Source organism: Agrobacterium sp. El2ro-1b, assembly GCF_048298475.1.
Classification (GTDB): domain Bacteria; phylum Pseudomonadota; class Alphaproteobacteria; order Rhizobiales; family Rhizobiaceae; genus Agrobacterium; species Agrobacterium fabrum.
On sequence record NZ_CP103459.1, the window covers coordinates 1,446,249 to 1,468,463 of the forward strand.

Here is a 22,215-nt window from a genome sequence, read left to right on the forward strand (position 1 = left end):
CGATACATCTGTTGATGTGACCGGACTATGGCCGAGTTGGGGCGATCTTGCCGGAAATTAAGGCCGAACTTATATCACTTGGCCGTTCTTCGGACCGCCAAGTGATATAAGTTTTTCTTTGAACGCATTTTCCGGACGTAAAACCGCGACGCACTTTTACTGGAAATGCTCTAGAGGTTCCGGCCGATATCCAGGAACTTCTGGCGGCGTTCAGCGCGCAGCTGTGTGCCGGAACGCTGGGAAAGATCGGCCAGAGCCTTGGCGATAACATCGCCGGTCGCGCTGATGACGGTTTCCGGTGCGCGGTGCGCGCCGCCGATGGGTTCGGGAATGATGCCATCGATGACACCGAGCGATTTCAGATCTTCCGAGGTGATCTTCATGTTGGTCGCGGCTTCCTTGGCACGGGTCGAATCGCGCCAGAGAATCGATGCGGCACCTTCCGGCGAAATCACCGAATAGATCGAATGTTCGAGCATATAAACGCGGTTGCCGGTGGCAATGGCGATCGCGCCGCCCGAGCCGCCTTCGCCGATGACGACGGAGACGATCGGCACCTTGACGTTAAGGCACATTTCCGTGGAGCGGGCGATGGCTTCGGCCTGGCCGCGCTCTTCCGCGCCAACACCGGGATAAGCTCCGGCGGTATCGATGAGGGTGACGACCGGCAGCGAGAAACGGTCGGCCAGTTCGAGCACGCGGATCGCCTTGCGGTAACCTTCCGGGCGCGCACTGCCGAAATTGTGCTTCAGGCGACTTTTGGTGTCGTTACCTTTTTCCTGGCCGATAATGGCGACGGGCTGACCATTGAAGCGGGCAAGACCGGCCTGAATGGCGGCGTCTTCGGAAAATTTGCGGTCGCCGGCCAGCGGCGTGAAATCGGTGAACAGGGCCTTGGCATAATCGACGAAATGCGGGCGCTGCGGATGACGCGCGACCTGCGTTTTCTGCCAGGCGTTCAGCTTGGAATAGATGTCCTGCATCGCATCGTTGACGCGCGATTCCAGGCGGTTGATCTCCTCCGAGGTGTCTATGCTCTCGTCTTCATCGGCAAGCTTCTTCAGCTCGATGATCTTGCCTTCAAGGTCCGAGATAGGTTTTTCGAAGTCGAGATAATTGTGCATGAGATCCGTTTCCGATCGTTTTGCGCAAGGTTTGAGCCGGATTATCCGGCGGTTCCGGTCGCTCTAATCAAGGTTTTTGCCCTGTTTGGCAAGGGGGTGATGTGTTTGTACCAGCTCTTGCAAGCGTTCTTCCAGCACATGTGTATAGATTTGTGTCGTGGAAATGTCGGAATGGCCGAGCAGTTCCTGGACCGCGCGCAGATCCGCACCGTTCTGCAAGAGGTGGCTGGCAAAGGCGTGGCGCAGGACGTGCGGCGACACCGCCGACGCTGTCAGGCCTGCGCGGATGGCAATATCCTTCAGGTCGCGGGCGAAGACCTGGCGGGGCAGGTGACCTTCCTTACTGTTCGACGGAAACAGCCACGGGCTCTCAGCTGTGTCCGTTTTTTTCTGGGAAGCAGCGGCCTTGCTTTTTTCCGGCGAGAGCGCCTTTCGGGCGGCCTCGTATTTTTCCATCGCCTCGATGGCGGCGCGTGACAGAAGCACCATTCGGTCCTTGTTGCCCTTGCCGCGGATCATCAGGAAACGGCCTTCCTGGCGCAGCACCTTGACGGGCAGCGAAACGAGTTCGCTGACGCGCATGCCGGTTGCATAAAGCAGTTCGAGCAGCAGATGCATGCGGATGCGGGCAAGCTGGCCCGGGCCTTCGGTTGCCGCTTCCTGCGCCGCGAGACCAAGAAGCCGGTTCACATCGGCGACGCTCATGGTTTTCGGCAGGGCAAGGCCTTTCCTGGGTGCATCGATGATGCCGGTCGGGTCGTCGCCGCGCAGCCCTTCCGAATAAAGAAAGCGGTAAAACTGCCGCATGGAGGAGAGGCGGCGCGCCTGCGAGGTGGCGGCGAAACCCTGAGTGGCAAGATCGGTGAGATAAGCGGAAAGGTCGGGCGTCTGCGCCTCCGTCAGGGACTGGCCGCGACGGCCGAGAAATTCGCGCAGGTCGGCAAGGTCGTGCTCATAAGAAGAGAGCGTGTTGGCGGCGGCACCCCGCTCGGCGCTCATCATTTCCAGAAAACTTTCAAGCCGCGCGCCGTCGCGCCCTGCCATCGGTTGTGCGCTCATGGGGTGCGCCTTGCCGGTTCGGTGGCGGGCGGGTTCAGTCGCTCGGAGGGGATGCGCACGGTCACTTCGCGGTCGCGGGGCTGAACGAACATGACGAGCAGCACCATGCCGCCATAGATCAGCCCCGCGATGGTCGCCAGTATCATCGTGAAGCGGAAGAGGGTTGGCATGGCGGCTCCGTGGGGTGGCGGTCGAAATCTATATGCGGTGCGGCGAAAGCGGCGACAATATCAAAACGCCCGCTCCACCCCGCGCCGCATGCGGCGTTGATTGTGATTCACCACCATTCAGTCAGCAATTTGGCTTGACGCTTCGTAAACATTTGCAGATATCCATGCCAAACGGGCTTTCAAATTTATGAATGAAACGAATTTATCCGTCCCGGCCACACTCGGGGAGCAAGCACGGGCAAAGCTCGGACGGCGCAACATCGTCTTCGTCGGGCTGATGGGGGCTGGAAAGTCGGCGGTGGGCCGCATGGTCGCCCAGCAGCTCAAGGTTCCTTTCATTGATACGGATGTCGAAATCGAGCGCGTATCGCGCATGACGATATCGGAGCTTTTCGCCACCTATGGCGAGGAGGAATTCCGGGCGCTGGAAACGCGGGTCATCAAGCGGCTGATGCGCGGCGGTCCCAAGGTCGTCTCCACGGGCGGCGGCGCATTTATCAACGACACTACCCGAGGCCATATCAGGCGCGGTGGAATTTCGCTGTGGCTGAAGGCCGATCTCGAGGTTCTGTGGGAGAGGGTCAACAAGCGCGACCACCGCCCGCTTCTCAAGACTGAAAACCCCAAGGCAACGCTCGCTGCCCTGATGGAGAAACGTTATCCGATCTATGCGGAGGCGGACGTCACCATCGAATCCCGTGATGTCCGCAAGGAGATCATCGCGACCGAAGTGCTGACGGCTTTAGCCGGCCTTAAACAGAAAGACTGACCACCATGACGCCTTCCGAAATCCACGCCGATGAACGTCTTGTCCATGTGCCGCTCGGTGAGCGCGCTTATGACATTCTGATCGGGCCGGGATTGATCGGCAGGGCGGGTGGCGAAATCTCGGCTCGGCTGAAAGGTAAACGCGCGGCGATCATCACCGACGAGCATGTCGCACCGCTTTACCTCGAAGGCTTGATGGACGGCCTGCAGACCGATGGCATCGAGGCTGTTTCGCTGACGCTGCCGGCCGGAGAGAAGACCAAGAGCTTCGAGCATCTCGTCACCGTCTGTGACGCCGTTCTCTCCGCACGGGTGGAGCGCAACGATGCGGTGATCGCACTCGGCGGCGGCGTCATCGGCGATCTCGCCGGTTTTGCCGCAGGCATCGTGCGCCGCGGCGTGCGCTTCGTGCAGATACCGACTTCGCTTCTGTCGCAGGTTGATTCCTCCGTCGGCGGCAAGACCGGCATCAACACCCGCCACGGCAAGAACCTCATCGGTGTTTTCCATCAGCCGGATTTGGTGCTGGCAGATACGGCGGTGCTCGATACGCTGAGCCCGCGGGAATTCCGCGCCGGTTATGCCGAAGTGGTCAAATACGGTTTGATCGACAAGCCGGATTTCTTCTTCTGGCTGGAAAAGAACTGGGATGACATCCGCACTGGCGGCCCGGCCCGCATCGAGGCGATCGCCACGAGCTGCCAGGCCAAGGCCGATGTGGTGGTGGCCGACGAGAAGGAAAACGGCGTGCGCGCCCTTCTGAACCTCGGCCATACTTTCGGCCACGCGCTGGAGGCGGCGACGAATTACGACAGCAAGCGGCTGGTGCACGGCGAAGGTGTCGCTATCGGCATGGTGCTGGCACACCAGTTCTCCGCCCGCCTCAACCTCGCCAGCCCCGATGATGCCGCGCGCGTCGAGGCGCATCTGAAGGCCGTCGGCCTGCCGACCACGATGAAGGATATTCCCGGCGAATTGCCGCCGGTCGAGACGCTGATGGCGGCGATTGCGCAGGACAAGAAGGTCAAGGGTGGCAAGCTCACCTTCATCCTCACCCACGGCATCGGCCAGTCCTTCGTGGCTGATGATGTCGCGGCTTCGGAAGTGCAGTCTTTCCTGTCGGAGAAGCATCCGGGCTGAACTGCCAGATGATTCAATCAGAAGGCGCCAGTCTCAGTGGTCAGACGTCCTATCGTTTGCGGCGGCAGCGCAGCAACGTCTGCCCGGGTTTCAAGGCGGATTTTGCCGCCGCCGAAGGCCTCATAAAGCTGCAGATGCCCTGCAAAGGAGGATGACGTCGTTCGCGTCCAATAATCACCTGCCCATGCCAGAAGGGCCGCCTGATCGCTTTCGGTCTCGCCGTACTGCGCGCCACGTCGCAACAGGCCCTCTTGGCATTCCGCCCAGGGCAGGTCGAGCCACACCAGCACCTTCGCACGACGCAGCGCCGTTTCAACCAGCCAACCATAGACGCCTTCGATGATCCACTTTCTGGTATCGGTGTGCCGGGTTACCAGAAGTCTGGCCTCCGCCTCGTCCCGTTTGCGGCCGTCCTCCAGCCAGTGAAGGCGATCGAGATCGTAAACCGGCAATGTCAGTGCGGAGCCGACTTTTGACGCGAGACTGCTTTTGCCGGAGCCGCTATTGCCGATGATGGCGATGCGGAGCGAGGAATTGTCTGCTGTCGACATTCGGATTATCCGCCGAGTTGAGGTTCTCTCTAGGAATACATTTTGCACCAACTGAATTTCTTAACCTAGAAATACAAACGTAATGCTGCGTGATTAAAAGCGCACCGCTTCCCCCGGCACCGACGCCTCAATCGCCAGCGCATGCAGCCCGGCGTCGAGTTCCGGCTTCAAAACGGCGTTAATCGCCCGGTGACGCTCGATGCGAGACTTGCCTGAAAAGCTTTCAGACACTATCTGAACCCGCATATGCGTCTCGCCCGTGCCTGTCATATCCGGCTGGTGGCCCGCATGCATCTGGCTTTCATCGACAACCCTCAAGCGTTCCGGCGAAAAGCTCTGCCGAAGCTTCGTTTCTATGCGTTCTCGCAGGGACATGCAGAGGGCTCCAATCCTGTTGGCTGGTCTTTGAAAGGGGCTACCTAAAAGCCTGTAACATTCCGCTTTGTCAATTCTTGTTGTGCGGCTTTTCGCACCCCATAATCAGGGCATCATGAAACTGGATTCGAAATATTTCGATCGCATCCGCACGCGCCGGAAAAGGGAGCGGGAACCTGAGGTTCAGGCCCCAACCTGCCAGTGGGACGGATGTGACAAGCCGGGTATTCACCGGGCACCCGTCGGCCGCAATGCCGAGGGGCAATTCTTCCTGTTCTGTTTTGAGCATGTGAAGGAATACAACAAGGGCTATAATTACTTTTCCGGTCTCTCCGACAGCGAGATCGCCCGTTACCAGAAAGAAGCGATCACCGGCCATCGCCCCACCTGGACGGTGGGCGTGAACAAGACGGCGCGTGACGCCCCGCTGCATTCCACGCTGCGTTCCGGCACCGCCAGCGCGAATGCTCGTATCCGCGATCCTTTCGGCTTCACCGGCGGTTTTGCTGATGGCGCAAGGGCTGGTGGACAGCGCATGCAGCGGGACCGCAAACTGAAGACGCTCGAGGCAAAAGCCTTCGATACGCTCGGCCTTTCGTCCAGCGCAAAGCAGGAAGAGATAAAAAGGCGCTATAAGGAGCTTGTCAAAAAGCACCATCCTGATGCTAATGGTGGCGATCGTGGTTCGGAAGAGCGTTTTCGGGCTGTTGTTCAAGCATATCAATTGTTAAAGCAGTCAGGTTTCTGCTAAGCCAACGTTCGTGTTTACCGCCTGATTGATGATGTGGCCGGGTGGCTGCCGCCCGCCTTGGAGACGTGATGAGCAAAATCGACCTTGATATTTCCAACCTGCCCGACACGACAGTGTCCGTGCGGGAGGTTTTCGGCATTGATACGGATCTGCGGGTTCCCGCCTATTCCCAAGGCGACGCCTATGTGCCGGACCTCGATCCCGACTATCTTTTTGACCGCGATACGACGCTTGCGATCCTTGCCGGTTTTGCTCACAACCGACGCGTCATGGTTTCCGGTTTCCACGGTACGGGTAAATCCACCCATATCGAGCAGGTCGCCGCCCGCCTCAACTGGCCCTGCGTGCGCGTCAACCTCGACAGCCATGTCAGCCGTATCGACCTCGTGGGCAAGGACGCCATCGTTCTGAAGGACGGCAAGCAGGTCACCGAATTCAAGGACGGCATCCTGCCCTGGGCCTACCAGCACAATGTCGCGCTCGTTTTCGACGAGTACGATGCCGGCCGCCCGGACGTGATGTTCGTTATCCAGCGCGTACTGGAATCCTCCGGCCGCCTGACGTTGCTCGATCAGAGCCGCGTCATCCGTCCTCACCCCGCTTTCCGCATCTTTGCGACCGCCAACACGGTCGGCCTCGGCGATACGACGGGCCTCTACCACGGCACGCAGCAGATCAACCAGGCGCAGATGGACCGCTGGTCCATCGTTACCACGCTGAACTATCTGCCGCACGAGCAGGAAGTGAACATCATTGCCGCCAAGGTGAAGAGCTTCGATAATCCGAAGGGTCGCGAAACCGTTTCCAAGATGGTGCGCGTGGCCGATCTTACCCGTTCGGCCTTCATCAATGGCGATCTTTCCACCGTCATGAGCCCGCGTACTGTCATCACCTGGGCGGAAAATGCGGAAATCTTCGGCGATCTCGCTTTTGCCTTCCGTGTGACCTTCCTCAACAAATGCGACGAGCTTGAGCGCACGCTGGTGGCCGAGCAATATCAGCGGGCCTTCGGTGTCGAGCTGAAGGAAAGCGCTGCGAACATCGTTCTCAGCGCCTGATCATCCCCGGTCTGTCCGGAGAAGATCACCGATGACTTGAAGACGCCAGCCGGCCGCGCATCCTGAAGAGGATGGGCGTGCCGCAGGCGCCGACAAATGACAGGAAAGACTATGGCAGGGCGCGGCGACAATTCCAGAGCGAAACCGGGTACGGCGGTCGATACGGAACCGTTGCGTCAGGCGATTGCCGGCTGCGTGCGATCCGTTGCCGGCGATGCCGAGGTCGAGGTCGTTTTCGCCAATGAGCGGCCGGGCCTTGCCGGCGAGCGCATGCGACTGCCGGAAATCTCCAAAAAACCCACCGCACAGGAAATCGCCATTACGCGCGGCCTCGGCGATTCCATGGCGCTGCGTCTTGCCTGCCATGATGCGGATACCCATGCGGTGATGTCGCCGCACGGCGCCGAGGCGCAGCTGATTTTCGATGCCGTCGAACAGGCGCGCGTGGAATCCATCGGCGCGCTGCGCATGCCGGGCATGGCGTCCAACATTCAAGCCATGAATACGGAGAAATATGCCAAGGCCAATTTCTCCGGCATCAACAACAAGGATGACGCACCGCTCGCCGAGGCTGTGGCGCTTCTGGTGCGCGAGAAACTGACCGGCGAAAAACCACCGGCGAGCGCGGGTAAGGTGCTCGACCTCTGGCGCGACTTCATCGAAGAGAAGGCCGCAGGCGACCTCAACGATCTCTCGCGCGTTATCACCGACCAGAAGGCGTTTTCGCGGCTGGTGCGCAAGATGTTGACCTCCATGCAGATGGCGGAAGATTTCGGCGACGAGGATAACGACCCGGAGAGCCAGGAGGCGGAATCCAACGAGGACCAGCCGCGCACCAACGAGACCGAAGAAGAGCAGGTCGAGGAAGAGGCCGGCTCCGACGCGACGCCCGCCGATGAAAACGAAGCCTCTCAGGAGGAAATGGAAGAAGGCGAGATGGACGGCGCCGAGATGTCGGACGAAGAAATGTCCGACGATCTCGACGAGGATTCCGAAACGCCCGGCGAGACCCGCCGCCCCAACAGCCCCTTCGACGATTTCAACGAAAAGGTCGACTACCGCATCTTTACCGAGGAATTCGATGAGGAAATCCGCGCCGAGGAACTTTGCGACGAGGCCGAGCTTGACCGTCTGCGCGCCTTCCTCGACAAGCAGCTCGCGCATCTTCAGGGTGCCGTCGGACGGCTGGCGAACCGGCTGCAGCGCCGCCTGATGGCGCAGCAGAACCGCTCCTGGGATTTCGATCTGGAAGAGGGCTATCTCGATCCGGCCCGTCTCGTCAGGCTCATCATCGACCCGATGCAGCCGCTCTCCTTCAAGAAAGAACGCGACACCAAGTTCCGCGATACCGTCGTTTCTCTGGTAATCGACAATTCCGGTTCGATGCGCGGCCGTCCGATCACCGTTGCAGCCACCTGCGCCGATATTCTGGCGCGCACGCTGGAGCGGTCCGGCGTGAAGGTGGAAATCCTCGGTTTCACCACCAAGGCGTGGAAGGGCGGGCAGTCGCGCGAACAGTGGCTCGCCAATGGCAAGCCCGCTTCGCCGGGCCGCCTTAATGACCTGCGTCACATTATCTACAAGTCGGCGGACGCCCCATGGCGGCGTGCGCGGCGCAATCTCGGCCTGATGATGCGCGAGGGGCTGCTCAAGGAAAACATCGACGGCGAAGCACTGATGTGGGCGCATAACCGCCTGATCGGCCGCCCCGAGCAGCGCAAGATCATGATGATGATCTCGGACGGTGCGCCGGTCGATGATTCGACGCTGTCGGTCAATCCCGGCAACTATCTGGAACGGCATCTGCGCGCGGTCATCGAGCAGATCGAGACGCGGTCGCCGGTGGAATTGCTGGCAATCGGTATCGGCCATGACGTGACGCGGTATTATCGCCGTGCTGTCACCATCGTCGATGCGGATGAGCTGGCCGGCGCGATGACCGAGCAGCTCGCTGCCCTCTTCGAGGATACGAGCGGTGCTTCCGGTTCGTCCCGCAGGATCCGCCGTGCCGGATAAGCGGGGTCGGGCTTCCTCCGCCTGCAAGTCTTTTGCGCTGGCCGCCGTTCTTGCGGCGGCTTCGCTGTTTCCCGTTCCCATCGGCGCATCGACCATCGATGTGCCTGTCAGCGTTCGTCTGCTGTCGAGCTTCGAGGTCGGCACCAGCGCAAGACGTTTCGGCAAACTGGAATTTGTCGGCGGCATGGTGATAAGCGCCCCGGAAAAGCTGTTTGGGGCGATATCCTCCATCCGTTTCCGCCCCGATGGAGAAGAATTTATCGCGGTGCTGGATACCGGCCACTGGCTGACGGGCAGGATCACGCGTGATGCGGTTGGCGCGCTTTCCGGGCTTGCCGATGGCCGCATCAACGCCATGCTTGATATGAGCGGTCGTGAACCGCCGCGCAAAATGGAAATGGATGCGGAAGGGCTGGCGCTGCGCGGCGGCGAGGTGTTCGTCAGTTACGAGCAGCGCCACAGGATCGATATCTATCCCGATCCGGGCTTTGCCACCTCAAAGCCGCTCGACCGCCTGCCATATCTCATACCCAGTAACGAGCTGCGCCATAATGGCGGCATGGAGGCCCTGGCGGTTTCGCCAGCCGATTCGCCACTCGCCGGTGCTCTGGTCGTGGTGGCTGAAAAGAGCATCGATGCGGACGGCAATCTTCTCGCGGCCATATTGGAAGGCCCGCTGAAGGGCACATTCGCTGTTACCCATCATCCATCATTCGATGTGACTGACGGTGCTTTCCTGCCGAACGGCGATCTGCTGCTTCTCGAGCGGCGCTTCAACTTCGCCGAAGGCGTGGGCATGCGCATCCGCCGCATCCGTGGGGGCGACATCAAGCCGGGTGCCGTGGTGGATGGTGAAATCCTCATGGAAGCGGGCATGGCCTACCAGATCGACAATATGGAAGGCATGGATGTGGTGAAGGGGCCGGATGGCTCGACGCGCCTCATCATCGTGTCCGATGACAACCACTCGTTTCTCCAGCGCAACCTGATGCTTGAATTCAAGCTGGTGGAGTGAATATCAGGCCTGCTCCTGTGCCGCCTTGTAGGCAGCCAGCAGATCCTCGACCGGAATGCCGTCGATCTTCATGCCGGCCATTCGGCAGGCGGTTATCTGCGCGCCGGACAGGTTTGAATTGCTCAGCTTCAGTCCGGTAAAATTGACGTCATCGATCGACCAGCCGGACATGTGCCGGCCAGATTGACATTGTTGAAGACCGTCCCCGACAGATTGACGTTATCGAAACTGGAGCCCGAAAGCGTGGAGCTCGTCGCATCCACAATGTCGATAACGCCCTTGATCTGCATGTTGGTCTGCCTCCGCGCTGTGACACGGACGGCAGACTGCAATGCCGCCTATGGGTTTGCAAGCGCGATTTGATCACGCGTCTCGGCCTCAAATCCGGTTGCCTGAAAATGTCAGCTCGGTTTGACGGTGCCTGGCATCGGCTTCAGCGTGTTCATCAGAGCGCCGTAAGGCAGCAGCATGACGAGGCCGACGAGGACCTTCACTGAGAGATCACCCAGCGCCCAGGAAATCCACCGGGGGGCTTCCAGGGCGAATACGCCGAGCAGCGGCGCGCCTTCGATGGCGAAGGCATCATTGGGGCCGACAAAGGAGAAGCTCGCTGCAAAGGCGATGGAGAAGAACAGCGCCGTATCCAGCACCGAACCCAGCATGGAGCCGGCAAGCGGCGCATGCCACCAGCGCTGGCGGCGCAGGCGGTTGAACACCGAAATATCGAGCAGCTGGCCGATCAGATAGGCGGTACCGGAAGCGACGGCGATGCGGGGGATCGATGTCCAGAAGGACAACGTGACGCCGACGATGAAGCCGGCAAGCACCACGCGGCGCGCGACCGAGGGGCCGAACTGGCGATTCGTCAGGTCGGTGACGAGGAAGGCGACCGGATAGGTGAAGGCGCCCCAGGTCAGAAGATCACCGAAGTTGATACCAAACAGCGAGCCCGACAGCGGATATTGCACCAGAATATTGGAGGCGACGACGACGAGCGTCATCAGCAGAACGTAGATAATCGTAAAGCGCAGATAGGGCATTTTTTTATCCTGGGTGATGCCACCAGTTGGAGCCAAACATCGGAGCGAAACGTCTGAAACGATTTCCGCAAAACCCGATGCAATTAAAATCTGAAACAAACAAAAGGCTTGAGCGGCGAAAAGCCATTCAAGCCTTCTGAATATCAGATGATGTCGAAGCCGCTATTAAGCAGCTTCAGCAGTCTTCTTGGCGATCTGGCGGCGCAGGAGACGAGCGCGCATGCTCAGTTCGTTTTCGCCGGACTTCAGAAGGAAGGCATCGAGGCCACCACGGTGTTCAACGGAGCGCAGAGCGGCTGCGGAAACACGCAGGCGGAAACGCTGGCCGAGAGCATCGGAGATCAACGTGACCTGGCAGAGATTCGGAAGGAACCGGCGCTTGGTCTTGTTGTTGGCGTGGCTGACGTTGTTGCCCGTCTGGACGCCCTTGCCGGTCAATTCGCATACACGGGACATGGGTACACCTATTTCGTTTCGTCTGTTTCACCACTGGCTCGCCACCGGCAAAACCGGGGTGGCAATCCAACTGGCCATGATTGGAAAGTTGCGGTTCTATAGTCAGACGGGACTTAACAGTCAAGCCGCTCGCGGTCAAATCAAAGGAAATTCCGGCGTTTTCAACCGTCGTCCGCTTTTTTATTGCCACAAGTCAGCGTATATGATCGCCCGATAAGGCCGCTTCCGCGCCTCTTTTAAGGTGATATCGAAATGATTGCCAGAGGAAAAAGCATTTTCATGGCCGCTACTATGGCGTTTGCGGGCGTTTCTCCCTCGCTCGCCGCCGAAGCACGCCACACAAGCGAATACAGCATCAATCTCGGCATTTTGCCGATTGCGCGGGCAAGTTTTTCGACTCGCATGGATGGACCGAACTATTCGATCTCCGGCTCCTTCAGCGCCGCCGGCCTTGCCAGCATTCTGAAGGACATTTCCGGCAAGACCACGGTCTCCGGCGCCAAGCGTGGCCACCGGCTGCAGGCCAACGAATATTCGCTGGTCTACAAGGACGGCAAGCGCGTGCGCACCTATGACGTCGTCTATCGAAACGGCAATGTCACATCAACGACGGTAAAACCCGAACCCAAGGCCCGGCCGGACAACTGGGTGGATGTGAAAGACCGCGACCTGCGCTCGGTTCTCGACCCGATTTCCGGCCTCATCATTCCCGCAGGCGGACGCATCTGCCCGACTCGCCTGCCGATCTATGATGGTGAGTCGCGACTCGACCTCGTTTTGAGCCCCAGCGGCACAAAGCCGTTCAAGACGAACGGCTTCAGTGGTGACGCCATCGTCTGCAAGGCGCGATATGTTCCGAAGTCGGGTTACCGGCAGGGACGCAAGGATATCGAATATCTAAAATCGATCTCGATGGAGATCTGGTTCGCCAAGTCGAACAATATGGATGTTTATGCGCCTGTTTATGCGATCATCCCGACGCGGGTGGGGCAGGTTTATATTACCGCTACGAAATACGGCGGCTGACCGGGATTGATAGCAGGGCAAGTTATGCTGGGCGGTGCGGCGCATTTCTTCTCCCCGAGGGGGAGAAGGTGGCCCGAAGGGTCGGATGAGGGGCTAGCTCTCCGTATATCTCGACCGTCGCCCCCTCATCCCGCTGCCGCGGACTTCTCCCCGGCGAGGAGAAGAAACAAGGGGCACCCGCCCGCTTCAACGGCTCTAAGCTTCAGGGCGCATCCCCCGGCGACCAGCCGGGTTCCGCTATGACGAAGCTCGAAAAGGCAAAGCCCGGCGAGACGGTGCAGCCGACGAGCGTGAAATCACCGAGGCTTTCCGCCGATTGCCAGCAATTGGCCGGCACGATCACCTGTGGGCGTTCGCCCTTCAGAATGGCCGGACCGAGCGTGAAGGTCTGCACCTCCCGGGCGTCCTGCAAAAGATGCAGCGCGATCGGCGCACCGGCATAATAGTGCCAGACCTCCACCGCATCGGTGACCCGGTGCCAGTGCGAGCGCACGCCCTTTTCCAGCAGATAATAAATCGCCGTCGAATGCCCACGTTCGCCGCCGGCCTTGTCGCGGAACGTCTGGTGGTAGAACCCGCCCTCTGGATGCGGCTCCAGCCCAAGCTCGCGAATGATCGTCTGCGCCGACATATCCGTTGCCATCAGAAATTGTCCTTGCGCGTGCGGATTTCCGCGAAGACATCGGCATCGGTAGCGCCTTCGAGCCCCAGATGTCTGCGGATACCGGCATCCGCCACCCGCATATAGGGATTGGTCTGTTTTTCGAGCCCGATAGTGGTGGGAATGGTGAATTCATTGGCCTGCCGCGCGGTCTCGACACGTGCCGCGCGCTCGCGCAGCACAGCATTGTCTGGATCGACGGTCAGCGCAAAACGGGCATTCGAAAGCGTGTATTCGTGGCCGAAATAGACCCTCGTGTCATCCGGCAGGGCCATCAGCTTCTGGAAGGAATGCCACATATCCGCCGCCGGCCGCTCGAACAGCCGGCCGCAACCCATGGCAAACAGCGTATCGGCGGCAAACAGCAGCCCGTCATACGGCAGGTAATAACAGATATGCCCTGCAGTATGGCCGGGCGTGGCGATGACCTGAACGCGGCGACCGGCGAATTCGAATTCGTCGCCATCGGCCTGCGAACGGTCGAGGCCTGGTATCGCAATCGCCTCGTCGTAGGGGCCGTGCACCTCGCAACGGAACTTGTCCTTCAGCGCCAGATTGGCTTCCACATGGTCCTGATGGTGGTGGGTGGTGAAGATATGCGTGAGCTTCCAGCCGTGACCGTCAAGGGCGCGCAGGATAGGACCTTCTTCCGGCGCGTCTATGGCGGCCGTCGCCCCGCTTTCGGGGTCGTGCAACAAAACCCCGAAATTATCGCTGCGGCAAAGAAAGACGTCTATTTCCAAAGGTTTCATCGTATCCTCTCCATTTGCCGGCCAAAACCGGCGCATTCGCCCACCTGACGTTCCCGACTGGCTTTCAATGTAGGGGCAGACGCCTTGAAGTCCAACCGCCTGATGCTACATTCTCGCCCATGAATACCGATATCGTCGATCTGCGTGAATTCTATCATTCTCCGCTTGGCCGCTCGGCCGAGCAGGCGATCACCATGGCGCTTTCGACGCTGTGGCCGCCCTTGCCGGAAGAACGGCTGGTGGGCCTCGGTTATGCCGTGCCGTTTCTGGAGCGGTTCCGCCACGATACGGAGCGCACCTTCGCCTTCATGCCGGCGGGGCAGGGTGCCGTGAACTGGCCAGCGGGCGAGCTTTCCTCCACCGCGCTGGTGTTCGATGAGGAGCTGCCGCTGCCCGATTCGTCGATAGACCGGGTGTTGATGGTGCATGCGCTGGAATTTGCCGAAAATCCGCGTGAGAGTTTAAAGGAGCTATGGCGGGTGCTGGCGCCGGGCGGCCGCCTCGTCATTGTCGTGCCCAACCGCCGCGGTGTGTGGGCGCGCATGGAACATACGCCTTTCGGTTCCGGCCGGCCCTATTCGCGCGGGCAGCTGACGGCGCTTCTGCGCGAAACCAATTTTACGCCAGGCGCCAGCGCCGAGGCGCTGTTCTTTCCACCCACCACCAGCCGGCCGGTGCTGAAATTCCGCCGTTATCTCGAACGTACCGGCCGTCGCCTCTGGCCACTGTTTTCCGGTGTCATCGTGGTGGAAGCCCAGAAGCGTCTCTATCAGGGATTGCCCGTCACCCAGCGTGCCTCGCGCCGGGTTTTCGTGCCCGTGCTTGCGCCGCAGGGGGTGCCCACCACCCGCACTGCCGCAAGCCAAGGAAAGCCGCGCTGACCCTCGACAAAACGACCATTCCGGTCTAATGCCTCCGGCATTGCTTTTGCCGGGTTCTCCGGCGTTTTTCCAAAGGTCGATCAAATGAGTGCAGAGCTTAACCAACCTGTTCCGCGTCCGGGTATTCTGGATATCGCCGCTTATGTTCCCGGCAAGGAACATGTGGATGGCGTCGCGAAGGTTTATAAGCTCTCCTCCAATGAAACGCCGCTTGGCCCGAGCCCGAAGGCGATAGAGGCTTTCAGTGTCGCCGCCAGCCATCTGGAAATCTATCCGGACGGTCAGGCGATCGCGTTGCGTCAGGCGATTGCCGACGTGCATGGCCTCAACATCGCAAACATCCTGTGCGGCAACGGTTCGGACGAGCTTCTCGGTCTGCTTTGCCACGTCTATCTGGGTGCCGGCGATGAAGCGATCATCACCGAGCATGGTTTCCTCGTCTACAAGATCCAGATCATGGGTGCGGGTGCTACCCCGGTGACGGTGAAGGAAAAGGATTGCGCTGTCGATGTGGATGCGATCCTCGCCGCTGTGACGCCGAAGACCAAGATGGTTTTTCTCGCCAATCCGGGTAACCCCACCGGCACCTATGTTCCGGTTGCGGAAATCCGCCGCCTGCAGGCCGGCCTGCCGAAACATGTCGTGCTGGTGCTGGACGCCGCTTATGCCGAATATGTGCGCAAGAACGATTACGAAGCCGGGCTGGAGCTGGTCTCCGGCAACCGCAACGTGGTGATGACCCGCACCTTCTCCAAGGTTTACGGTCTGGCCGCACTGCGTGTGGGCTGGATGTATGCCCCGGTGGATATCATCGATGCGCTGAACCGTGTGCGCGGCCCGTTCAACATGAGCGCGCCGGCCATTGCGGCGGGTGCCGCTGCGATCCGTGATCAGGCATTCGTTCAAAAGGCTGTGGCACATAATGCCCTGTGGATGGAAAAGCTGGTCACGACCTTTACCGGCCTCGGCCTCACCGTCACACCATCCGTTGCCAACTTCATCCTCATCCATTTCCCGGATCAGGATGGCAAACGGGCGACGGATGCGGATGAGTTCCTGAGCCGCCGCGGTTATATTCTGCGTGCGGTGCGCGGTTACGGCTTCCCGAATGCGTTGAGAATGACCGTCGGTTCTGAGGAGGCCAATCTCGGCGTCATCGCTGCTCTCACCGAGTTCATGGGGCAGGCGTGATGGGTGAGGTGATGTTTGAACGCATCGCGCTGATCGGCATCGGCCTGATCGGCTCGTCAATTGCCCGTGATGTCCGGGAACTAGGGCTTGCCCGTCATGTGAGAATTTCCACCCGCAGCGAAGACACGCTGAAACGGGCGGAAGAACTGGCGCTCGGCACGGATTATACCGTTTCGGCGGCGGAGGCGGTGAAGGATACCGATCTCGTCATTGTTTCGGTGCCGGTCGGAGCCTCGGAAAGCGTGGCGCAACAGATCGCGCCACATCTGAAGCCGGGTGCGATCGTGACCGATGTCGGCTCCACCAAGGCCTCGGTCATCGCGCAGATGGCCCCGCATATGCCTGACAATGTGCATTTCATTCCCGGCCATCCGCTGGCAGGTACGGAAAAATCCGGCCCGGATGCCGGTTTTGCCGGCCTCTTCCGCGATCGCTGGTGCATCTTCACGCCGCTGCCGGGCACGGACACCGAGGCGCTGGAAAAGCTCAAGGATTTCTGGCGGGCGCTCGGTTCCCGCGTGGATGAAATGGATGCCGAGCACCACGACAAGGTTCTGGCGATCGTTTCGCACCTGCCGCATATCATCGCCTACAATATCGTCGGTACGGCCGATGACCTGCAGACGGTGACCGAATCGGAAGTCATCAAATATTCCGCTTCCGGTTTCCGTGACTTCACGCGTCTGGCGGCTTCCGACCCCACCATGTGGCGCGACGTCTGCCTGCACAATAAGGATGCCATCCTTGAGATGCTGGCGCGGTTTTCCGAAGACCTCGCCTCGCTGCAAAGGGCGATCCGCTGGGGGGAGGGCGACAAGCTTTTCGAACTCTTCTCCCGCACGCGCTCCATCCGCCGCTCCATCATCGAGGCCGGCCAGGACGTCGATACGCCTGACTTCGGGCGTCACGCGCTGGATCAGAAGAAGTAAATCGCCGCAAGTGACAGTCTTGGCCGGATTTGATCCGGCCATCAGACCGCTGGCAAAGTGTCAAAGCCCTGCTCCTTGGGCTTGTCCCAAGAATCTAAACACATCAACATAAACAATCGGTTGCAGATCCTCCGGACAAGCCCGAGGATGACGTCGAATAGGGGGTAACCCTCAGATCGGCGGAATCTTGCCGAGCGGGATGAAGCCGCTGACAGTGGCGCGGCCACGATCCACCACGAGGTCGACGGATGCGCGGTCACCGCCGCCGGCGAGCGCGCCGAGCAGCTTGCGGGCCGTATCGATGGTGGAACGCAGCTGTGGAAACGCCTGTTTGGCATTGTCCGACCAGGAGCCGAGCTTTTCGATTTCCAGCTTGAACTGGCCGGAGAGATAACCCTCATTATCAAAGGAGAAGGGGCCGCTGATGCGCATGGTGCGGCCCTCGCCAATATCGGCCACCAGACGGCGAAGCTCGCCGCTTGTGCCATAAAGGCCGGATTTGTCGCTGCCATCCACCATGCCCGCTTTGCCCGCGAGCGTGACATCCAAGATGGCGTCGAGGCGGGGAAGAACCTGCGGCCAGTCCTTGATGACGGTTGCCGAATCGGTGAGCGTGATAGCGCCGTCGAGATCGGCGCCGTTCTGGCGCAGATGCATTTCCGTCTTGACGGCATCGAAGTCGATGGTCTGGCCGGTGACGGAAGAAACCGCCTGCGCCTTCAGCCCGTCGATGACGAGCGAGCTGCGGTCAATGCCCTTCAGCTTGGTGACGATGCTGGACTGCATGTTCTTCCAGGCGGCCGAAATCGTCAGTCCGTGAGCCGAGCGGATTTCCGCGGGCGAATCGAGTTCCCAGACGATGTGGCCGGGATTATAGACCTGCGCTGCCGAGCGAAGTTCGCCGAAGGAAGCGGAAACGCCATTTTGGCTGTCGTCCACCGTTACCTTGGAGCAGAAAAGGCCGATGCGGAAGGGATAACCCTTGAAGGCGATATCGCCGCATTCGCCGCTGACGCTGCGGGCCTGCGAGGGGGAGATGACGTTCAGCACCGTCTGTTTCAGCCGCTCTGCGGCGTAAAACCACCCGGCGGTGTAAAGTCCGATAACCACCATGATGGCGACGGCGAGCCAGAGGAATTTTTTGGCCGTGCCGGATTGGCTTGACGCTGCCATATTGATCTCCGATGAACAGACTTCAGATATTTTTGATTTGGCTTGGGATATGGACGATTTTTGGGTCTTTGGCTACGGTTCGTTGATGTGGAACCCCGGCTTCGCTTTCGAGGAGAGGCAGCAGGCCCGGCTGCATGGCTATCGGCGCTCGCTCTGCATCAGCTCCAACTTTTACAGAGGCACGGAGGAGAAACCCGGCCTCGTTCTCGGCCTGGAGCGCGGCGGCTCCTGCCTCGGCGTCGCTTTCCGCGTGCGGGGCAAGGACCACGATCCCGTCATGGCCTATCTGCGCGAGCGCGAACTGGTGACGAATGTCTACAAGGAGCGGGTGGTTTCCATTGCGCTCGCCAATGGCCGGCGCGGCAGTGCCGTGACCTATGTGGCCGATCCCGCCCATGAGCAATATATCGGCGGTCTCGGTGTTGCCGAATCGGCTGTAATCATCGCAGCTGCGACCGGTCGCTCCGGACCGAACACGGATTATGTGTTCAACACCGTGCAGCATCTGCAGGAAATGGGCATTCGCGACTCGCTGCTGGAAAGCATCGCCGCAAGTGTTGGTACACTTTCGGCTCAGCCCGCCGTTGTTTCTTTGCCCTGAAGTTCGGCAATCCGCTTCACGGCGGTCGGTGGCAGCGGCAAATGCGGGTTGTTGCGCGCGGTTTCCAGCAACAGTTCGTCGCTCGCCTTTTCCGTCACTTCGATCAGGCGCTTGAAAAACACGTCGGGGTCGAGCCCCGGCTCGATGGCCGGCAGGATACGTACCTTGAAATGGCCGGGATAACGCATGGTGGACCGGCGTGGCCAGAAGAGGCCGGGATGCATGGCCACGGGAATGACCGGCACCTGAAGGTCTCGGTAGAGCCTTGCGATGCCGTAGCGATATTCAGGCTCCGCGCCCGGCGGGCGGCGTGTGCCTTCCGGATAGATGATGAGTTCGCGGCCTGCGGCCATTTCCTCTTTTGCCCGCTCCATCACTTTCAGCATGACCTTACCACGCGCGGCGCGGTTGACCGGGATCATCCGCTGTTTCATGGCGTACCAGCCGAACAGCGGAATCCACAGGAGTTCACGTTTCAGAATATAGACGGGGTCCGGCAGGTTGGGCAGCAGCGCATAGGTGTCCCAGAAGGACTGATGTTTGGGCGCAAAAATGCAGCCGGTTTCGGGGATGTTTTCGAGGCCCTCGATCTCGAAGGTGGTGCCGACGATGGTCTTCATCAGCCAATGATTGGACCGGGCCCAGTTCTTCGGGATTTCATAGGCGATCTTGCGGGGCAGAATGAAATAGATCGGCGTCAGCACGATCATGCGGACGATCAGATTGAGGTAAAACAGCGTATTGAAAAGAAAAGAGCGCAGCTTGAGCATCAACAGCCTTCCCGGGATGCAGCCGTTCCGAAACTTTGAGCGTCTCGGTGCCGGATGCCGATGCCAGACGCCTACACGAAAACAAGGGGCGGCAGCAAGCGTGTTTCTGGACGCTTACGACGAAGCCGCGGTAACTTTCGGCGGGGCGTGATCCGTGACGGCCTTGCGCAGACCGTCGCCCTTGCCGAAGCCGGTGAGGTCGCGTCCGGCCGCGGCCACGAACTTCAGATATTCGTAAAGCAGGGTTCGCACCACATCCGGCTCCACGAACCAGTTGGTGCGGACGAGATCGGCGCTGATGACGGGATAGGCGATGAATTCCGTCTGCGGGCTGGCGTTGCGCAATTCATGCAGGCTGCGGTGCATGTGATAATTATTGGTGACGACGACAATGGAGGAATAGTTGTGATCGCGTATCCAGCTTGCCGCCTCATTGGCGTTCCCGATCGTATCTATTGCCTTGTAGCCCATGTCCACGCAGCAGGTGAACATGTCGGAAGACCCTTGAGTCATCTTGCGGATCTGCGAGCGGGTGGTGGCCGGGTTGACGCCTGATATCAAAAGCCTCTTGCCCACGCCGTCCCTCAGCAGGCCGACAGCCTGCTCGATGCGCTGATAACCGCCGGTCAGAACGATGATGGCATCGCCTCTCGCCCCCTCGGGCGGGCGCATCGAGGCAACGGAATCGGCAAACCACAAAAAACCGCCGGAAAATGCGCCGAGTGCAATGACGCAAACTAGGATGAGGCCGCGGATAAAACGGCGCAGACGACCACGCCGCGACAACAGGCCCTTTTGGGCCGGCCGCGCCGTCGTCTGATCCTGGTCCATCCGACTCACAAACATTCCTCCTGAATACTCGCCGATTAAGGCAAGGAACAGGCATTTTTGTCCACCGTCCGCAGGTTACATCCGACGTGTGACGGTTTCAGTTTTCCGGCGAAATTCCGACCGTGATTTCACGATGCGAGGCCGTCGCTTTTCGACGGATCCGACCGGACGCGGTCAATATCGTCGATGGTGCGGATGACGGTCATGCGCGCCGTGATGGTGGTGAGAAGCGCGATGATGATCATCGTCAGGGCAATGCCGAGATAACCGCCGAGACCGACCGAAAACGAGCCAAAAAGCGCACTCGCCTGATCGCTCTGCGGCGTGGCGACCGTGCTCGACTGCCAGAAACCGGCGACGAGAAACACGGCGGCCGCCAGTGCGCTGCCCGCCGCGGCGCCCTTGAGGCTGATCTTCAGGAAGTGCTTCTGGAATTCACGGGCCACGAAGCTGCTTTCCGCACCGACGAAATGCAGCACTTCAACAATATGCCGGTTGCCGGAAAGCGCGCCGCGCGTGGCGAACACCACCGTCAACACCATGGCCGTGAAGACGAGGATGAGCACGCCGACGCCGATCATGACAGTGGTTCTGGCCATGGAGACCAGCCTGTCGACCCAGGTGCGGTGGTCGTCCAGAAAGGCCTGCGGGATTTCCGTCTTCAGCATGTCCCGCATGGCCTGGAAATCGGGCGGGTTGCTTTCATCGATGGTGATGACGACGAGCCGCGGTATGGGAAGTTCGGAAAGGTCCAGGCCGCTGCCGAGCCATGGCTCCAGCAGGCGCGATGTCGCCGCATCGTCGAGGATTGTGCCGTCGCGGGTACCGACGAAAGTCAGCGCCAGATTGCGCGCCTTGTTCAGCGCCGCTTCCATGTCCAGCCCGTCCTCGGGCTTGATCTGGATGGTGATCTCGCGGGAAATCTGGCTCTGCCAGGTGGCGGCGGTGGCGCGCACCATGGAGACTGCGCCGAGCGTCAGGCAGGCGAGAAAAGCCATGATGGCAATCACCACCATCAGCGCATTGCCCTGAATGTTGGAGGGCGGCAGGATGGGCGCCATGGGGCGGATGCGCATGGGCGGGCGCTTCGGCTGGGCCGCTTCGGGTTTCAAGGGCTTGCGGGTGATCTCATTCATAGATGTCGAGCCGCCCTTCGGTCAGGATCATCCGGCGCGCGTCGATCTGGTCCATCAGTGCGAAATCATGGGTGGCGATGACGACGGCCGTGCCCAGCCGGTTGAGTTCAAGGAAGAGGTTGAGAAGGCGTTTGGCCATCGGCGGATCGACGTTACCGGTCGGCTCGTCGGCCAGCAGGATTTCCGGCTGGTCCATCAGGGCGCGGGCAATGGCGGCGCGCTGTTTTTCGCCGCCGGACAGGATGGCCGGCAGCACATTGATGCGCTCGCCAAGCCCAACCCATTTCAGAAGCTCGATCACGTCGTTGCGATAGGCGCTTTCTTCCTTGCCGCGCACGCGCAGCGGCAGGGCGACGTTTTCATAGGTCGTCAGATGATCCAGCAGACGGAAATCCTGAAACACAATGCCGACACGGCGGCGCAGCATCGGCAGCTCGCTGCGCGGAATACGCGACACATCGCGGTTGAACATGCGGATATGGCCGCGCGTGGGCTGCAGCGACATTAAAAGCATGCGCAGGAGCGAGGTCTTGCCCGCACCCGAAGGGCCGGTCAGAAACTGGAACGAACCCTTGGGGATATCGAAGGTCATGTCCCTCAGGATCTCGGGTCCCATGCCGTAACGCAACCCGACATTTTCGAAATGGATCAACGGACTTCCAGTCTCTTCGTTTCGTGGTGGTTCGCAAACCGCTGGCGCTTGGGGGTGCCGGATGTCGCGGTGTAACCCGGTTCCGGTGG

General features: G+C 60.1%; 25 protein-coding genes and 1 pseudogene. 11 read left to right on the forward strand and 15 right to left on the reverse strand.

Annotated elements, in window-relative coordinates; genetic code table 11:
• Positions 1 to 170: 170 nt before the first annotated feature.
• From NYR50_RS20725 to NYR50_RS20735, 3 genes are all read right to left on the reverse strand, one after another.
• Positions 171 to 1,124 carry an acetyl-CoA carboxylase carboxyltransferase subunit alpha gene (locus NYR50_RS20725; RefSeq protein WP_080829361.1) on the reverse strand — a complete coding sequence of 318 codons (954 nt, stop codon included), beginning with the start codon at positions 1,122 to 1,124 and terminating at the stop codon, positions 171 to 173.
• A gap of 63 nt (positions 1,125 to 1,187) precedes the next feature.
• The gene (locus NYR50_RS20730; protein ID WP_174010090.1) at positions 1,188 to 2,183 is read right to left on the reverse strand and encodes a site-specific tyrosine recombinase XerD; all 996 of its coding nucleotides are present in this window, start codon (positions 2,181 to 2,183) and stop codon (positions 1,188 to 1,190) included.
• Positions 2,180 to 2,353 carry a hypothetical protein gene (locus tag NYR50_RS20735; RefSeq protein WP_006310359.1) on the reverse strand — a complete coding sequence of 58 codons (174 nt, stop codon included), beginning with the start codon at positions 2,351 to 2,353 and terminating at the stop codon, positions 2,180 to 2,182. The genes NYR50_RS20730 and NYR50_RS20735 overlap by 4 nt, the downstream gene beginning before the upstream one ends.
• A 187-nt stretch (positions 2,354 to 2,540) precedes the next feature.
• Between NYR50_RS20735 and NYR50_RS20740 the strand changes: the two genes are divergently transcribed.
• Both NYR50_RS20740 and aroB read left to right on the forward strand, forming a co-directional pair.
• Positions 2,541 to 3,122 (forward strand): shikimate kinase, encoded by a 582-nt coding sequence (locus tag NYR50_RS20740; RefSeq protein ID WP_006310360.1) that lies wholly within the window; start codon positions 2,541 to 2,543, stop codon positions 3,120 to 3,122.
• Between the two features lie 5 nt (positions 3,123 to 3,127).
• Positions 3,128 to 4,261 carry a 3-dehydroquinate synthase gene (aroB, locus tag NYR50_RS20745; protein ID WP_174010088.1) on the forward strand — a complete coding sequence of 378 codons (1,134 nt, stop codon included), beginning with the start codon at positions 3,128 to 3,130 and terminating at the stop codon, positions 4,259 to 4,261.
• Positions 4,262 to 4,278: 17 nt separating this feature from the next.
• On the opposite strand, the gene NYR50_RS20750 is transcribed toward aroB, so the two are convergent.
• Both NYR50_RS20750 and NYR50_RS20755 read right to left on the reverse strand, forming a co-directional pair.
• Positions 4,279 to 4,812: an adenylate kinase gene (locus NYR50_RS20750; RefSeq protein ID WP_174010086.1), complete on the reverse strand. Its 534-nt coding sequence runs from the start codon at positions 4,810 to 4,812 to the stop codon at positions 4,279 to 4,281.
• A 93-nt stretch (positions 4,813 to 4,905) separates the two neighbouring features.
• Positions 4,906 to 5,187, reverse strand: coding sequence for a BolA family protein (locus NYR50_RS20755; protein ID WP_174010084.1), 282 nt, complete (start codon positions 5,185 to 5,187; stop codon positions 4,906 to 4,908).
• Positions 5,188 to 5,302: 115 nt separating this feature from the next.
• On the opposite strand from NYR50_RS20755, the gene NYR50_RS20760 reads away from it, so the two are divergent.
• The 4 genes from NYR50_RS20760 to NYR50_RS20775 all read left to right on the forward strand — a co-directional run bounded on the left by NYR50_RS20760 (position 5,303) and on the right by NYR50_RS20775 (position 10,027).
• Positions 5,303 to 5,938 carry a J domain-containing protein gene (locus NYR50_RS20760; RefSeq protein WP_010973195.1) on the forward strand — a complete coding sequence of 212 codons (636 nt, stop codon included), beginning with the start codon at positions 5,303 to 5,305 and terminating at the stop codon, positions 5,936 to 5,938.
• A gap of 68 nt (positions 5,939 to 6,006) precedes the next feature.
• Entirely contained in the window at positions 6,007 to 6,996 is a 990-nt protein-coding gene (gene cobS, locus NYR50_RS20765) for a cobaltochelatase subunit CobS (RefSeq protein ID WP_003523293.1), read from the forward strand.
• 111 nt (positions 6,997 to 7,107) lie between these two features.
• Positions 7,108 to 9,012, forward strand: coding sequence for a cobaltochelatase subunit CobT (cobT, locus tag NYR50_RS20770; protein WP_174010418.1), 1,905 nt, complete (start codon positions 7,108 to 7,110; stop codon positions 9,010 to 9,012).
• The gene (locus NYR50_RS20775) at positions 9,002 to 10,027 is read left to right on the forward strand and encodes an esterase-like activity of phytase family protein (protein WP_418138005.1); all 1,026 of its coding nucleotides are present in this window, start codon (positions 9,002 to 9,004) and stop codon (positions 10,025 to 10,027) included. Before cobT ends, NYR50_RS20775 begins: the two co-directional genes overlap by 11 nt.
• A gap of 3 nt (positions 10,028 to 10,030) precedes the next feature.
• On the opposite strand, the pseudogene NYR50_RS20780 reads toward NYR50_RS20775, so the two are convergent.
• The 3 genes and pseudogenes from NYR50_RS20780 to rpmB all read right to left on the reverse strand — a co-directional run bounded on the left by NYR50_RS20780 (position 10,031) and on the right by rpmB (position 11,523).
• Positions 10,031 to 10,317: pseudogene (locus NYR50_RS20780) on the reverse strand (pentapeptide repeat-containing protein).
• A gap of 111 nt (positions 10,318 to 10,428) precedes the next feature.
• On the reverse strand, positions 10,429 to 11,067 hold the full coding sequence (locus NYR50_RS20785; RefSeq protein WP_418138006.1) for a queuosine precursor transporter: 639 nt from the start codon (positions 11,065 to 11,067) through the stop codon (positions 10,429 to 10,431).
• Between the two features lie 165 nt (positions 11,068 to 11,232).
• A complete protein-coding gene (gene rpmB / locus NYR50_RS20790) occupies positions 11,233 to 11,523 on the reverse strand; it encodes a 50S ribosomal protein L28 (RefSeq protein ID WP_003509888.1) in 291 nt (96 codons plus the stop codon).
• A gap of 252 nt (positions 11,524 to 11,775) precedes the next feature.
• Here rpmB and NYR50_RS20795 point away from each other — a divergent pair, with 252 nt between their 5' ends.
• On the forward strand, positions 11,776 to 12,549 hold the full coding sequence (locus NYR50_RS20795) for a DUF3108 domain-containing protein (protein ID WP_035214610.1): 774 nt from the start codon (positions 11,776 to 11,778) through the stop codon (positions 12,547 to 12,549).
• A 202-nt stretch (positions 12,550 to 12,751) separates the two neighbouring features.
• Here the strand turns inward: NYR50_RS20795 and NYR50_RS20800 are convergent, their stop codons facing one another.
• Together NYR50_RS20800 and gloB are read right to left on the reverse strand one after the other, a co-directional pair.
• Positions 12,752 to 13,192, reverse strand: coding sequence for a cupin domain-containing protein (locus NYR50_RS20800; protein WP_174010075.1), 441 nt, complete (start codon positions 13,190 to 13,192; stop codon positions 12,752 to 12,754).
• Positions 13,192 to 13,962 (reverse strand): hydroxyacylglutathione hydrolase, encoded by a 771-nt coding sequence (gene gloB / locus NYR50_RS20805; RefSeq protein WP_174010073.1) that lies wholly within the window; start codon positions 13,960 to 13,962, stop codon positions 13,192 to 13,194. The genes NYR50_RS20800 and gloB overlap by 1 nt, the downstream gene beginning before the upstream one ends.
• A 119-nt stretch (positions 13,963 to 14,081) precedes the next feature.
• Here gloB and NYR50_RS20810 point away from each other — a divergent pair, with 119 nt between their 5' ends.
• The 3 genes from NYR50_RS20810 (at position 14,082) to NYR50_RS20820 (ending at position 16,963) form a co-directional block, all read left to right on the forward strand.
• A complete protein-coding gene (locus NYR50_RS20810; RefSeq protein WP_174010071.1) occupies positions 14,082 to 14,843 on the forward strand; it encodes a class I SAM-dependent methyltransferase in 762 nt (253 codons plus the stop codon).
• A gap of 84 nt (positions 14,844 to 14,927) precedes the next feature.
• Positions 14,928 to 16,034 carry a histidinol-phosphate transaminase gene (gene hisC / locus NYR50_RS20815; RefSeq protein WP_174010070.1) on the forward strand — a complete coding sequence of 369 codons (1,107 nt, stop codon included), beginning with the start codon at positions 14,928 to 14,930 and terminating at the stop codon, positions 16,032 to 16,034.
• The gene (locus tag NYR50_RS20820; protein ID WP_174010069.1) at positions 16,034 to 16,963 is read left to right on the forward strand and encodes a prephenate/arogenate dehydrogenase family protein; all 930 of its coding nucleotides are present in this window, start codon (positions 16,034 to 16,036) and stop codon (positions 16,961 to 16,963) included. The genes hisC and NYR50_RS20820 overlap by 1 nt, the downstream gene beginning before the upstream one ends.
• Before the next feature lie 171 nt (positions 16,964 to 17,134).
• Here the strand turns inward: NYR50_RS20820 and NYR50_RS20825 are convergent, their stop codons facing one another.
• Positions 17,135 to 18,136 (reverse strand): DUF2125 domain-containing protein, encoded by a 1,002-nt coding sequence (locus tag NYR50_RS20825; RefSeq protein ID WP_174010068.1) that lies wholly within the window; start codon positions 18,134 to 18,136, stop codon positions 17,135 to 17,137.
• 49 nt (positions 18,137 to 18,185) lie between these two features.
• Here NYR50_RS20825 and NYR50_RS20830 point away from each other — a divergent pair, with 49 nt between their 5' ends.
• A complete protein-coding gene (locus NYR50_RS20830) occupies positions 18,186 to 18,737 on the forward strand; it encodes a gamma-glutamylcyclotransferase (protein ID WP_035214615.1) in 552 nt (183 codons plus the stop codon).
• Here the strand turns inward: NYR50_RS20830 and NYR50_RS20835 are convergent.
• From NYR50_RS20835 to ftsE, 4 genes are all read right to left on the reverse strand, one after another.
• The gene (locus tag NYR50_RS20835; RefSeq protein ID WP_080813761.1) at positions 18,710 to 19,507 is read right to left on the reverse strand and encodes a lysophospholipid acyltransferase family protein; all 798 of its coding nucleotides are present in this window, start codon (positions 19,505 to 19,507) and stop codon (positions 18,710 to 18,712) included. The two genes, NYR50_RS20830 and NYR50_RS20835, sit on opposite strands and share 28 nt — an antisense overlap.
• A gap of 114 nt (positions 19,508 to 19,621) precedes the next feature.
• A complete protein-coding gene (locus NYR50_RS20840; RefSeq protein WP_162688091.1) occupies positions 19,622 to 20,338 on the reverse strand; it encodes a YdcF family protein in 717 nt (238 codons plus the stop codon).
• 128 nt (positions 20,339 to 20,466) lie between these two features.
• Positions 20,467 to 21,474, reverse strand: a complete 1,008-nt coding sequence (locus tag NYR50_RS20845) for a cell division protein FtsX (RefSeq protein WP_006310380.1) — start codon at positions 21,472 to 21,474, stop codon at positions 20,467 to 20,469.
• Complete coding sequence (gene ftsE, locus NYR50_RS20850) at positions 21,467 to 22,126, reverse strand: cell division ATP-binding protein FtsE (RefSeq protein WP_006310381.1); 660 nt, start codon at positions 22,124 to 22,126, stop codon at positions 21,467 to 21,469. Before ftsE ends, NYR50_RS20845 begins: the two co-directional genes overlap by 8 nt.
• Between the last annotated feature and the right edge of the window lie 89 nt (positions 22,127 to 22,215).